Source organism: Acuticoccus mangrovi, from assembly GCF_016411865.1.
In the GTDB taxonomy this organism is placed as follows: Bacteria; Pseudomonadota; Alphaproteobacteria; order Rhizobiales; family Amorphaceae; genus Acuticoccus; species Acuticoccus mangrovi.
In genome coordinates this window covers 1-12,205 of the sequence record NZ_JAEKJA010000019.1, presented here as the reverse complement: position 1 = coordinate 12,205, position 12,205 = coordinate 1, and the positions used below count along the sequence as shown (strand labels likewise).

Annotated in this window: 12 protein-coding genes; 6 read left to right on the top strand and 6 right to left on the bottom strand. The window is 68.3% G+C overall.

Features of this window, described 5'->3' with window-relative positions; all coding sequences use genetic code 11:
- Positions 1-14: 14 nt before the first annotated feature.
- Positions 15-782 carry an IclR family transcriptional regulator gene (locus JCR33_RS18325; protein WP_198883575.1) on the bottom strand — a complete coding sequence of 256 codons (768 nt, stop codon included), beginning with the start codon at positions 780-782 and terminating at the stop codon, positions 15-17.
- A gap of 118 nt (positions 783-900) precedes the next feature.
- On the opposite strand from JCR33_RS18325, the gene JCR33_RS18320 reads away from it, so the two are divergent.
- The 5 genes from JCR33_RS18320 to JCR33_RS18300 are packed head-to-tail and all read left to right on the top strand — an operon-like array spanning position 901 to position 5,624.
- On the top strand, positions 901-1,896 hold the full coding sequence (locus JCR33_RS18320) for a TRAP transporter substrate-binding protein (RefSeq protein WP_198883574.1): 996 nt from the start codon (positions 901-903) through the stop codon (positions 1,894-1,896).
- Between the two features lie 8 nt (positions 1,897-1,904).
- A complete protein-coding gene (locus JCR33_RS18315; RefSeq protein WP_198883573.1) occupies positions 1,905-2,390 on the top strand; it encodes a TRAP transporter small permease in 486 nt (161 codons plus the stop codon).
- Positions 2,387-3,673 (top strand): TRAP transporter large permease, encoded by a 1,287-nt coding sequence (locus JCR33_RS18310; protein WP_198883572.1) that lies wholly within the window; start codon positions 2,387-2,389, stop codon positions 3,671-3,673. Before JCR33_RS18315 ends, JCR33_RS18310 begins: the two co-directional genes overlap by 4 nt.
- 14 nt (positions 3,674-3,687) lie before the next feature.
- Complete coding sequence (locus JCR33_RS18305; RefSeq protein WP_198883571.1) at positions 3,688-4,872, top strand: enolase C-terminal domain-like protein; 1,185 nt, start codon at positions 3,688-3,690, stop codon at positions 4,870-4,872.
- Entirely contained in the window at positions 4,869-5,624 is a 756-nt protein-coding gene (locus tag JCR33_RS18300) for an SDR family NAD(P)-dependent oxidoreductase (protein ID WP_198883570.1), read from the top strand. Before JCR33_RS18305 ends, JCR33_RS18300 begins: the two co-directional genes overlap by 4 nt.
- Positions 5,625-5,813: 189 nt before the next feature.
- On the opposite strand, the gene JCR33_RS18295 is transcribed toward JCR33_RS18300, so the two are convergent.
- The 4 genes from JCR33_RS18295 to JCR33_RS18280 form a co-directional block, all read right to left on the bottom strand.
- Positions 5,814-6,980, bottom strand: coding sequence for an enolase C-terminal domain-like protein (locus JCR33_RS18295; protein ID WP_198883569.1), 1,167 nt, complete (start codon positions 6,978-6,980; stop codon positions 5,814-5,816).
- A gap of 29 nt (positions 6,981-7,009) precedes the next feature.
- Positions 7,010-8,287 carry a TRAP transporter large permease gene (locus JCR33_RS18290; RefSeq protein WP_198883568.1) on the bottom strand — a complete coding sequence of 426 codons (1,278 nt, stop codon included), beginning with the start codon at positions 8,285-8,287 and terminating at the stop codon, positions 7,010-7,012.
- A gap of 1 nt (position 8,288) precedes the next feature.
- Positions 8,289-8,774 carry a TRAP transporter small permease gene (locus JCR33_RS18285; RefSeq protein ID WP_198883567.1) on the bottom strand — a complete coding sequence of 162 codons (486 nt, stop codon included), beginning with the start codon at positions 8,772-8,774 and terminating at the stop codon, positions 8,289-8,291.
- Positions 8,775-8,871: 97 nt separating this feature from the next.
- The gene (locus JCR33_RS18280) at positions 8,872-9,825 is read right to left on the bottom strand and encodes a TRAP transporter substrate-binding protein (RefSeq protein ID WP_198883566.1); all 954 of its coding nucleotides are present in this window, start codon (positions 9,823-9,825) and stop codon (positions 8,872-8,874) included.
- Between the two features lie 194 nt (positions 9,826-10,019).
- Between JCR33_RS18280 and JCR33_RS18275 the strand changes: the two genes are divergently transcribed.
- Positions 10,020-10,976 (top strand): NAD(P)-dependent oxidoreductase, encoded by a 957-nt coding sequence (locus JCR33_RS18275; RefSeq protein WP_198883565.1) that lies wholly within the window; start codon positions 10,020-10,022, stop codon positions 10,974-10,976.
- Positions 10,977-10,978: 2 nt separating this feature from the next.
- Here JCR33_RS18275 and JCR33_RS18270 read toward each other — a convergent pair whose 3' ends face one another.
- Positions 10,979-11,962 carry a GntR family transcriptional regulator gene (locus tag JCR33_RS18270; protein WP_198883564.1) on the bottom strand — a complete coding sequence of 328 codons (984 nt, stop codon included), beginning with the start codon at positions 11,960-11,962 and terminating at the stop codon, positions 10,979-10,981.
- Between the last annotated feature and the right edge of the window lie 243 nt (positions 11,963-12,205).

Genomic DNA, 12,205 nt, shown 5'->3' with positions numbered 1-12,205 from the left:
CCCCGAGGCGAGGTTCAGCTCTCCGGAAGCTCCCGGCCCTGCCAATAGGGGTCGGCGCACAGGAGGCCGACCTCCCTGGCGCCGGCCATCAGGTCGCGCACCAGCGCGGGGCGCTCCGATTGCGGGATCGCCTCGGTCGCGAAGGAGAGGGCGAAGCCGAGATCGCGGCCGCCCCCGCTGCTCACGGCGACGCCGGCCGCCGCGACGCGTAGCTTGCGGTCGTCCATGAGAGCGTAGCCCCGCTCGTGGATCGCGGCGATCTCGTCGAGCATGTCCTGGCGGCTCGCGTCGACGTCGCGATAGTCGAGGGCGAGGTGCTCCGGGACGATCCGCTCGAGCTCTTCCTGGGGGAGATGGGAGAGGAGCGCCCGGCCGACCGCCGTCGCATAGGCCGGAATCGTGTCGCCGGGCTCCATGATATAGCGCACCGGATGGCGGCCTTCGTGCCGCCGCAGGACGACGAGCTCGAACCCGCGCAACACCGCGAGATAGGCCGTCGCCGGGTAGCGCCGCAACAGCTCCTGGCAGATCTCGTCGACCCGCTCCTGCACCGGAACGCGGGCGCGGTAGAGCTGGCCGAGACGGAACACCTCCGACCCGATGTGGAAGGCGCGCCCGCCGGCCGCGCGCTCCACCATTCCCGCCTCGGCGAGTTCCTTGAGGAGCCGCGAAACGCTGCTTTTCGGCAGCGAGAGGGCGTTGGCGATGTCGGTGACACGCAGTTCGGTGCGCTCCGCACCGAACATGGCGAGAAGGCGAAGGGCGTTCTGAAGTGAGCTCATTGTTCCATATACGACAATATTGTGTTTCTATACGGCACACTCTTGTCGAACGTCAACGCATTGCGATAGCGTCTCGACCAATCGCCGGGCCCGACACCGGCGGACGAGAGGAAACGACATGCATTCATTCCGCACCGTGCGCAGGCGCGCATTGACGCTGGCGCTCACCGTTGCCGCCGTCGCGGCCACAGCGCTTCCGGCCGCCGCGCAGACGACGATCCGCGTCGCCCATCACGTCATGACGGATTCGGACCAGCACCGCGCCGCCCTCCGTTTCAAGGAGCTGGTGGAGGACTATTCGAACGGGTCGATCACCGTCGACGTCCTGCCGTCCGGCCAGATGGGTGGGCAGCGCGAGATCATCGAGTCGGTCTCGCTCGGCACGCTCGAAATGGGTTACGGCGAATCCGGGCTCTATTCGAACTATGTGCCGCAGTTCGGCATCCTGGCGCTGCCGTACCTCTACCGCAATCTCGATCACTTCGAGGCGGTGATGACCGGCCCGGTGGGCCAGCAGCTCTCCGACATGCTGTCGGACGCCGCGGGTCTGCGCATCGTCAACTGGATCAACGGCGGCTATCGCCACACCTTCCTGCGCACCAAGCCGATCGACACGCCGGAGGACTTCGCCGGGGTGAAGATCCGCGTGCCGGAAAGCCTGGTGTTCGTGCGCACGTTCACGACGCTCGGCGCGAGCCCGACGCCGATCCCGGCGCCGGAGATCTACACCTCGCTCCAGACCGGCGTCGTCGACGCGATGGAGGGCAGCCCCGAGACCGGCTACACCTACAAGATCTTCGAGGTGGCCGACTATCTGTCGCTGACCAAGCACATCCTGCTCGACGGCTCGTTCGTCATCAATCAGGCCTTCCTCGACGGGCTGTCCGACTCCGATCGCGACGCCGTCCTGCGGGCCGCTGCTGAGGCCGGGGACGAGCAGCGCGCTCAGTGGACCGAGCGCAACCAGTCGTGGCTCGACAAGCTCGGCGAGGTGGGCCTCACCATCAACGACGTCGACACCGCGCCCTTCCAGGCAAAGCTCGCCCCGTTCCAGGACGAGTTCGCCGCGAGCGCCGGCGCGACCGAGCTCCTCGAAGAGATCCGCGCGCAGTAAGGCGACCCATGAGCCGCATTGCCAGCGTCGTCGCAGACGTCCTGGGTGCCGTGGTCGTCGCGCTGTTCGCAACGCTCATGGCGCTCACGCTCCTGCAGGTGGTCAACCGCTACCTCATCGGCGCTCAGCTCTTCTGGACCGAAGAGGTGATCCGCCTGACCCTCGTGTGGGTCGTCTTGTTGGCGACGCCCGTCGCGCTCTACCGGCGGCAGGAAATCAAGGTCGATCTCCTGCCGCTCCCCGCAGGCCTGGAGCGCGGCAAGGTCTTTCTCGCCACCGCCGCGTCGGTCGCCTTCTGCATCATCCTCGCCCGCACCGGCTACGACTTCACCATGCGCGCGGTGAACGGGATGTCGATCACGCTCGGCGTGTCGCGGGCGTGGTTCTACGTGCCGATCCCGCTCGGGGCGGGCCTTTCCGTGCTCGCCCTCATCCTGCGCCCCGCGGAGTCCGCGTCCGACGGCGGGGTCCCCGCTCACCCCGAGACACCATGACCCTTGTCCTGTTGATGTTTGCGGCGTTCGCCGTTCTTCTCCTGATCGGCGTGCCGATCGCGTTCGCGATGGGGCTCTCGGCGGTCATGGCGCTGGCGGTGGAGGGAACCGTTCCGCTGCTCGTGCTGCCGCAGCGCTTCTACTCGTCGCTGGACGCCTTCTCGCTGCTCGCGATCCCACTCTACATCTTCGCCGGCGAGATCATGAATGTCGGCGGCGTGACGGCGGCGATCGTGCGCTTCGCCCGCTCCCTGGTCGGCCACATCCGCGGCGGGCTGGGGCAGGTGAACATCCTCACCTCGATCATCTTCGCCGGCATCTCGGGCTCCGCCGCGGCCGACTGCGCCGCCGTCGGGTCCATGATGCTCCCCGCCATGAAGCGCGAGGGATACAAGCCCGAGTGGTCCGTCGTCATCACCACCGCCTCGTCGATCCTCGGGCCGATCATCCCGCCCTCGATCCTGATGGTGCTCTACGGCGCGATGACCGGGCTCTCGATCGGCACGCTGTTCCTCGCGGGCATCGTGCCGGGCCTCTTCATGGCCTTCGTGATGATGGTTCTCGTCTACCTCAAGGCGGACACCATCGGCGCGCCGCGCCAGTCCCGCGCGCCGCTGTCGGAGGTCGCGTCCTCGCTGGGCGCCGCGGCGCCGGCCCTCCTGATGCCGGTCCTCATCGTGGGGGGCATCCTGTCGGGCGTGTTCACGCCGACCGAGGCGGGCATCGTCGCCGTCGCCTACGGGCTCCTCTACGGGATCGTCGCACGCCGCCTGACCTTGAGGGGGACCTACGAGTTCGCCCTTTCGACCGCGCTGTCGACCGCGAGCATCCTCATCATCCTCGGCGGAGCGGCGCTGTTCTCCTGGATCATCGCGCGGGCCGGCGTGCCCGCCGCCATCGCCACGTGGCTCTCGGAGGTGACCTCCAACGGTGCCGTCGTCCTGGCGCTGATCGTCCTCCTGCTGCTCGTCATCGGGATGTTCATCGAGACGATCTCGGCGCTCATCCTCGTGGTGCCTGTGCTGACGCCGATCGCCGGCAACTTTGGCTTCGATCCGATCCACTTCTCGGTCGTCACCGTCATCGCGGTGCTGATCGGGGCGCTGACGCCGCCGGTCGCGGTGCTTCTCCTTCTGACCTGCAAGATCGGGGGCGTGGAATATTCGCGCACGATGCGCCCGCTCGTCCCCTTCCTCCTCGTCCTCTTCGCCGGGCTCGTCGCCATCATGTACGTGCCCGCCCTCACCCTCGCCTTGCCACGCCTCTTCGGCTACGGCGGCTGAACCGGGAACGCTACGTGAGTACGATCAACGAAGTCGAAGTCATCCCCTTCACCTTCACGGTGCCCGATCTCGATCTCGGGGGACACCGGGCGATGGGCGTCTCCAACCTGCGCTACAGCAAGGGCGCCTCGCTCACCGTGATGCGCTACGCGATCCGCGTCGCGACGGACGACGGCCACGAGGGCTTCTATGCGACCCACTGGGTCGGCACCGAAGCCGCTCTCGGTCAGACGCTGATGCTGGCGCCGCACCTCCTCGGGCGTAATCCGGAGCAGCGGGAGATCATCTACGACGACCTGAAGCGCGAGGTTCGCGCCTATGACGGGATGGGTCACGGTCCGCTCGACATCGCGCTCTGGGACCTCGTCGGTCGCAAGTACGGCATGAGCGTCGCGACGATGCTCGGCGCCTACCGCACGAGCCTGCCGACCTACGCCTCCACTCACCATGGGCAGGAGACGCCGGGCGGTCTCGATTCCATCGAGGCCTTTGCCGAATATGCGCTCGCGTGTCGCGAGCAGGGGTTCGGCGGCTTCAAGATCCATGGCTGGCACGACGGCGACAAGCGGCGCGAGGCGGCGGTGGTCCTCGCTGTGCGCGAGGCTGTCGGCGAGGGCATGGAGGTGATGGTCGACCCGGGCTGCGAGCTGCGGACCTGGGCCGACGCGCTCTATGTCGGGCGCGCGTGCGACGAGGCCGACTGCCTGTGGTACGAGGACCCCTACCGTGACTCGTCCGTCTCCGTGCAAGGCCAGCTGTTGCTGCGCGAGAAGCTGAAGACGCCGCTTCTCGTCTCCGAGCACATTCGCGGGCCCGAGCAGAAGGCCGCGTTCGCGCTCGCCGGCGGCTGCGACATGATCCACACCGACCCGGAGTATGACGGCGGCATCACCGGGCTCATGAAGATCGCCCACATGGCCGAAGCGCTCGGGATGGACATCCAGGTGCACGCCTGCGGGCCGGCCCATCGCGCCTGCATCGCGGCGGTGCGCAACACTCACTTCTACGAGCTGGCGCTGATCGGCCCGGGCATGCGCAATCTCGTTCCGCCCTATACCTGCGGCTACAACGACCAGCCGGACGGTCTCGACGCGGACGGTCGGATGCCGGTCCCCACCGGCCCCGGGCTCGGCGTGACGTACGACTGGGACTATATCCGCGCCAACGCGACGTCCGCAGCGCGGAAGTTCACGCTGTGAGCCGCGCGCTCGTCGTCGGCGGCGGCACCGGGCTCGGGCTCGCGAGCGCCAAGGCGCTCGCGGCGAGCGGCCCGGTGTTCCTCACCGGCCGCCGCGCCGCTCCGCTTCAGGACGCCGCGCTCGCCATCGGCAGCCAGTGCGTCGGCACCGCGACGGGCGACGGGACCGTCGAGAGCGACGTTGCCGCCGTCGTCGAGGCGGCGGTCGCCGCGCTCGGCGGGCTCGACACGCTCGTCGTCAGCTCCGGTGCGACGTCGGTCGGCTCGGTCCTCGACGCGACGCTCGAGGACATGCGGCACGTCGGCGAATCGAACATCCTGCCGCTGTTCCTCTATAGCCGCGCCGCCGTGCCGCACATGACGGACGGGGGCGCGATCGTCGCCGTCGCCTCGATCGCCGGCAGCGTGCCGCACGCCGAGCGTATCGCCTACTGCACCTCCAAGGCCGCGGTGATCGGCATGGTTCGCCAGATGGCGCTCGACCTCGCCCCGCGCGGCATCCGCGTCAATGCGGTGAGCCCGAGCCTCGTGCTGACGGAGCTGTCGAGGGGGGCGATCAACGCCTCGCCCGATCCGGAGCGGACGCTCGCCGAGCGCCGCGGCCGGCACCCGATCGGCCGCCTCGGCAACGCCGAGGAGATCGGCGCGATGGTCGCCACTCTCGCCGGCCCGAACGGCGAGTGGATCACGGGGCAGGACGTCCGCCTCGACGGCGGCCTGTCGCTGCGGGCGGCGGCCGCTCCGCCGGGCTGAAGACCCCGGAAACGTCAGGGGGCCGCCTCGCCGGCGACCCCCTGAGACGAGCTCGGCGGCACGCCGGTGATCCGACATGCCTCGGATGCAGACGTGCGGTCTCCGCAGGGCGCTTCGTTTCCGTGGTGGCGCGGAGACGAGGAGCCGCTCACCCGAGGGGGAGCGGCCCGCCTCTGCCGGCGTGCCGGGTCAGCTGAACACGCGGCGGTTGACGACGTTCGCCCGGATATAGTCCCAGTCGTACGTCACGCCGAGGCCGGGGCCCGCCGGAACCGGGACGCAGCCGTCGGCTTCCACGCAGTCGAGCTGATCGCTGTAGCCGCAGGTGTAGACCGGGGCGATCATGTTCGGCGTGTCGGGGCCGACGAGCGCGACCTCGTAGAAGTTGGAGTTGCGCATCGCCGACATCAGGTGTCGGTGGGCGGGCCCGGCGGCGTGGATCTCCACGTCGAGACCGAAGGCCTCGCCGAGGTGCGCCGTCTTCAGCGCGCCGGTGATGCCGAGGTCGTACTCAGGATCCACGCGCACGAAGTCCGTTCCTTCGGCATGGATGATGTCGGCCTTCGGCTCGAGCCCGCGGACATATTCGGTGATGAGGATCGGCGTGCGGATCAGCTCGCGCAGCTTCTTGTGCGCGTAGGCGGAGCGGCCGGAGTCGCGGAACGGGTCCTCGTACCAGAAGTAGTTGCCCTCGTCGCAGGCACGGCCGACATAGAGCGCGTCGGCGAAGGTGCGCAGCTGGTTGGCCGGGTCGAGCATCAGCGTCATGCGGTCGCCGACCGCCTCGGCGACGTGGATGACGTTCGCCGCCTCGCGCTTGGCGTCGCCCTCGTTCCAGCCGTGGATCTTGAAGGCGCGGTAGCCGAGCTCGTAGCACTGTTCGGCGAAGGCGGCGTAGGCCTCCTTGGAGTCGAGCCCGCCGTTGTCGTCGCCGAGATAGGTCGACGCGTAGGCCGGCAGGCGCTTGCGATAGCCGCCGATGAGTTCCGACACCGACGCGCCGTACTTCTTGCCGGCCATGTCCCACAGGGCGATGTCGAGCGGGCCTTGTCCCATGCCCGACCACTGGCGGATCTCGCGCTTCAGATCGTCGTGGATGCCCTCGCGCTCCATCGGGTCGCGTCCGACGAGGAACGGGCAGAGCATGTCCATCTCGCCCCGCGTCGCCGCCGTTCCGCCCCAGTTGGTGACGTACTCGCCGACGAGGCCGTCGTCGGTGCGGATCGCGATCGCCTGGCGGACCGCCCGCGTCACGGCGCCCTTCTTGTAGCCGACGTGCTGGCCGACGCCGATCTGGCCGAGGTTCGGCACGTCGAAGCCGAAATCGATGATCTCTATTTCTGTAATCTTGCTCATGAGCGTTCTCTACTCGGGCTCGCGGCCCATTAGTTCAGGACGACCGATGGCAGCCACAGCGAGACGGCTGGCACATAGGTGACGAGGGCAAGGAGGATGAGGAAGGCGACGTAGAAGGGGATCGATGCCCGCTGGAAGTCGAGCGTCGACACCTTCCCGATGGCGCACGTCGTGAACATCAGGATGCCGAACGGCGGCGTGATGGTGCCGAGCAGAAGGTTCGCGGTGACGATCACGCCGAAGTGGACGGGATCGACGCCGATCGCCTTCATCAGCGGCAACAGGACGGGGACGACGATGAGGAGGACCGCCGTCGATTCCATCACCATGCCGAGGAGGAGCAGCACGACGTTTACGAGGAGCAGGATCAGGAAGGGGTTGGTGGAGATCGCGGTCGCCGCCTCTAGGATCGACTGCGGCACCTGCTCCGCCGTCAGGATCCATCCGAACGGGTAGGACGCGGCGACGACGAACATCACCGACATGGAGGTGACCACCGTCTCCTTCAGCGCGCTGCCGAGCCCGCGCCACGTCAGCGCCCGGTAGATCACCGCGCCGACGATCAACGCATAGGCGACCGCGATCGCCGCCGCCTCCGTGGCCGTGAACGCGCCGATGATGATGCCGCCGAGAACGACGACAGGCATCAGCATCGCCCAGACGGCGGACAGGAGGGCGCGCACGAACTCGCCGAAGGTCGGCCGCTCGTCGACGACGCCGAAGCGCTTGCGCTTGGCGATGATGAAGATCGTGACGACCATGAAGAGGCCGACGCACAGACCCGGAATGGCGCCGGCGATGAACAGGCGGTTCACCGACACGCTGGCGAGCCAGCCGAAGATGATGAACATGATCGACGGCGGAATGAGCGGCCCCATGGTGGCGGCGAAGGCGCAGATCGCGGCGGCGAAGGGGCGCGGGTAGCCGCGCCGCTCCATCTCGTCGATCGAGACGTGCGCGAGAGCCGCCGCATCGGCGATCGCCGCGCCGGAGGTGCCGGCCATCAGCATGCCCACGGCGACGACGACGTGCCCGAGCCCGCCCGGCACGCGGCCGAGCACCACCGAGGCAAAGCGGAAGAGGCGTCCCGTCATCCCGGTGCGGTTCATCAGGTTGCCCGCCAGGATGAAGAGCGGAATCGCGAGCAAGGGGAAAGACTGCGTGGTCGCGATGACGCGGGCGGCCGCGATGTCGAGCGGCATCCCCACTTGCCAGAAATAGAGCATCGACACCGCAAGCAGCGCGAAGGCGAGGCGGATGCGGATGAGAATGAGGACGATGAAGAGGGCGAGGATCAGACCGAACACGTCAGATCCCCTCTTCGGCGTGCGGGTCGGTGACCGGACCGCGCACCGCCTTCACGGCGTGGATGGCGAGATGGATGGCGCAGAGCGCGAGGCCGACCGGCGCGGCGGCATTGTAGACGGCGCTCGTCACGCGGAAGATCGGCGTCACCATCGCCGATGCGCCCACCGTGTAGCGCAGCGCGATCCAGGCCATCAGCGCGCAGATGACGGCGCCGACGGTGGCCGAGAACGCCTCCGAGATCCGGTCCATCCGCGAGCCGGCACGCGGCGTCACGAGGTCGATGAGAATGTGCATGTTCTCGCGGGCGCAGATCGCGGCGCCGAGGAAGAGGAGCCAGGCGAAGGCGATGAGGCTCGCCTCCTCGGTCCACGACAGCGGGCTGTCGAGCAGATAGCGGAACACGACACTCGTCACGATGAGCAGGGTGAAGAGGACGAGCGCCGCCGTGGCGCAGACATCCTCGATGCGGGCGATCACGCGCCACATAGGGGACCCTTCCCGTTTCGTCTGAATTTCGGGGATTGCCGCGCACGGGCGGCGAGGCGCGCTGGGATCGGCACAGGCCGCCCAGCGCGCCCGGCGACTAGTCCGCTTGGGCCGCCGCGATGGCGTCCTGGATCCTGGCGTAGAGCCCGTCGCTCCAGCTATCGGCCAGCGAGTCGTAGACCGTCGTCGTCGCCTCCCGGAACGCCGCCCGATCGACGTCCTCCACGAACGTGCCGCCGGCCGCCTCGATCTTCTCGACGAGCGCCGTCTCCGCCTCCATCTGCAGCTCGGTGTTGTATTTGCCCGCCGCGACGATCTCCTCCTGGACGATCGTTTTGAGATCGTCCGGAAGCGACTGGAAGAACATGTCGTTGGCGATGATGATGTTCGTCTGCAGGATGTGGTTCGTCATCGAGATGAACGGGTTCACCTCGTAGAAGCGCTGCGACCAGATGGCCGGGATCGGGTTCTCCTCGCCGTCGACGACGCCCTGCTGCAGCGCGGAGTAGATCTCCTGGAAGTTGACGGTCGTCGGATTGGCACCGAGCGAGCGGAACATCTCGACGAAGATCGGGATGTTGGGCGAGCGCATCTTGAGGCCGTCGAGATCGGCGACGGTGCGGATCGGCCGGTCCGCCGTCATCTCCCGCCAACCCCAGTACCAGAGCGGGTCGAGCACGCGGATGCCGGTCTGGGTCCGCAGCTTCTCGAACATCTCCTCGCCGAACGGCCCGTTGAGCACGGCCTTCGCCGTGTCCCAGTCCTCCCAAAGGAAGGGGCCGTTCAGAATAAGGAAGTCCGGCAACAGGTTGCCGATGGCGCCGGGGCTCATGAAGGCCAGCTGAATCCCGCCGATGCGCACGTTCTGCATGGCGTCCGGCTCGCCGCCGAGCTGCTCGGACGGATAGACGTTGACGTCGATGCGCCCGTCGCTGCGCTTCTCCACCGCCTCGGCGAAGCGCTCGGCGGCGAGGGTCGCGGGTTGATCCGGCCCCGTGCTGATGTGGAAGCGGATCGTGTAGTCGGCCGCGTTCGCCGCGGTGACAAGCATGGACGCTCCGGCCACGAGGCCGACGAACGAAATGACCTTCTGCAACATTTTTCCTACCCTTCTGGTCCTTGTTTTCGTCCACCGGGAGGAGTGACCTCGGTGGGAATGGCCTGTCGCGGCATGGACCTTCTAAGTTCGACCAACCTATAGTAAGTGAGTTTTGCACGCAATATGCAGTTTGGGGGAAACGAAACATGACACGACGTCTTCTCTTCGGGGCTGCCTGGCCGCCGGCCCTCGTCGCCAAGCTGCAAGCGGTGCTCGAGGGCTGGGAGATCGTCCTGTGGCCGGAGGTGGGCGAGGCCGAGCGCAAGGCGGCCGACGTGGTGGTGCCCACTGGCGCCAAGGTCGACCGGGCCTTTCTGGAGGGGTCGCGCGTGCGTCTGGTCCACCAGTTCGGCGTGGGGCTCGACACGGTGGACCTCGCGGCGGCGAAGGACCTCGGCGTGATGGTGGCGAATGCGCCGTCGGTGCTCTCAGGCGGTGCCGCGGCGGTCGCGGAAGGGGCGGTGCTCCTCGTGCTCATGTGCGCCCGCCTGCGCCCGCAGCAGGAGCGCTTTCTTGCGCAGCAGCGGTGGAACTGGCAGATGCCGTTGAACCTCGGGCTCGCGGGGCGAACGGTCGGGCTGGTCGGCTTCGGCAACATCGGCCGGCAGATCGCCCAACGCCTGCGCGCCTTCGACATGACCGTCCACGCCGTGCGTCGGTCCGGCGACCCGGACGGCGAGGCCGCCGGCCTCGGCCTCGCCTCGATCGGGACGATGGACGCCCTCGGCGAGATGCTGGCCGCGAGCGACGTCGTGGTGATCTGCGCGCCGCTCAACGAGGGCACGCGCAACCTCTTCGACGCGGCGATGCTGGCGCGGATGAAGCCGGGCGCGATCCTCGTCAATGTCGGGCGCGGCGGGATCATCGACGAGGCGGCGCTGATCGAGGCGCTCGACGCCGGCGCGCTCCATGCCGCCGGGCTCGACACCATCGCGACTGAGCCGGCGCCGCTCGATTCGCCCCTTCTGTCGCACGAGCGCATCGTCGTGACGCCGCACGACGCCGGCGTGTCGGACAAGGCGTTCGACGGCGTCGCCGCTATCCTGAAGGAGAATCTCAGGCGGATGGAGGCCGGCGAAGAGCTCCTCCACCGCGCCGTCTGAGGTCAGCTTTCGCGGATCATGTAGGCCGGCGGCTCGAAGTTGAGGTTCGGCACCCGCAAGGTCGTCTGGATCACCTGGCGGGCGGCCTTGAGGTGAGCCTCGAGCGCGCGCGCCGCGCCCTCGGCGTCGCCGTGCGAGAGGTGCTCCAGGACGGCGAAGTGCTCCTTGAGGGTCTGGTGCATGACGCCGTGCGCCTTGGTGTGCTTCAGCGAGAAGTTCGTCGCCATCAGGGGGAGCTGGCTCCGGCGGATCGCCTCGGCCATCTGCCGGTTCGGCGCGTGGAGGACGATGGTGCGGTGGATGTCCGTCTCGCTGCGGTCGAGCATCGCGAGCGTGATCGCCTCCGGGTCGGCGAGCGCGGCGATGGCGCGATCGAGCGCGGCGTCGAGCACCGCAGCCGGCAGCGTCGCGGCCGACTGGACGAGGGCGCAGGGCTCCAGGAGCCAGCGCATCTCGTAGTGCTCGTCGATGTCGGTTTCGGTGAGCGGGCCGGCGTACCACCGGGTCCCTTGCTGGCGGATGAGGCCGAGCCGCTCCAGGCGGACCAGCGTCTCGTTTGCCAACGTCCGGCTGACGCCCTTGTGGGCGGCGAACTGGGACACGTTGATCGCGAAGCGGCCGAAGGGGAGGCAGGCCGCGATTTCCTGCTCGGTCTGCGGATAGAAGCGCGTGCGCCAGTGGCGCTGCGTGAAGGAGCGCTGCGTACGGGCCGGCAGGCGCAGGCCCGCCGCGGCGAGATCCTGGCGGAACGGCGTGCCCGTGGGGCCGACGGCGACGCCGCGCCCCTGCGTCGGCCGGACGAGCCCCGCCTCCAGAAGCCCGTGCAGCGCCTCTTTGACCGGCGTGCGCGACAGGTCGAAGAAGCGGGCGAGCGGTGCCGCCTCGAGAATCAGCCCCGCGGGCAACGTGCCGCTCTCGATCTGATCGCGCAGCGTGACGAAGATCAGCTCGGACAGGCGCGGACGGTTGTTCTCGATCGCGGTCAAATGATGCTCCCCGGTCTGACGGCACGGCGGCGGGCGCGCGCCACCAGAGGGAGCAAGAGTTCCGATGAGCGTGTCCGTCAAGCTTCGGCCGCCCGAGGCGACCCTTGCGAACCGCCGGCTCTAGCGCGCTTGCCGCTCAGGTTGGATCAACCTGAGCAAAGAGCAATCGCGCCAGATTTGGAGAGCGAGCACGCTTTTCCCGCTCAACCTGATCCAGGTTGAGCGGGACGTGCTTGTCTCATG

What these genes read in the sequence shown, in the direction of transcription:
- JCR33_RS18325 (WP_198883575.1), bottom strand. Translation starts at nt 782, where the DNA reads ATGAGCTCACTTCAGAACGCCCTTCGCCTTCTCGCCATGTTCGGTGCG.
- JCR33_RS18320 (WP_198883574.1), top strand. Translation starts at nt 901, where the DNA reads ATGCATTCATTCCGCACCGTGCGCAGGCGCGCATTGACGCTGGCGCTC.
- JCR33_RS18315 (WP_198883573.1), top strand. Translation starts at nt 1,905, where the DNA reads ATGAGCCGCATTGCCAGCGTCGTCGCAGACGTCCTGGGTGCCGTGGTC.
- JCR33_RS18310 (WP_198883572.1), top strand. Translation starts at nt 2,387, where the DNA reads ATGACCCTTGTCCTGTTGATGTTTGCGGCGTTCGCCGTTCTTCTCCTG.
- JCR33_RS18295 (WP_198883569.1), bottom strand. Translation starts at nt 6,980, where the DNA reads ATGAGCAAGATTACAGAAATAGAGATCATCGATTTCGGCTTCGACGTG.
- JCR33_RS18285 (WP_198883567.1), bottom strand. Translation starts at nt 8,774, where the DNA reads ATGTGGCGCGTGATCGCCCGCATCGAGGATGTCTGCGCCACGGCGGCG.
- JCR33_RS18280 (WP_198883566.1), bottom strand. Translation starts at nt 9,825, where the DNA reads ATGCTTGTCACCGCGGCGAACGCGGCCGACTACACGATCCGCTTCCAC.
- JCR33_RS18275 (WP_198883565.1), top strand. Translation starts at nt 10,020, where the DNA reads ATGACACGACGTCTTCTCTTCGGGGCTGCCTGGCCGCCGGCCCTCGTC.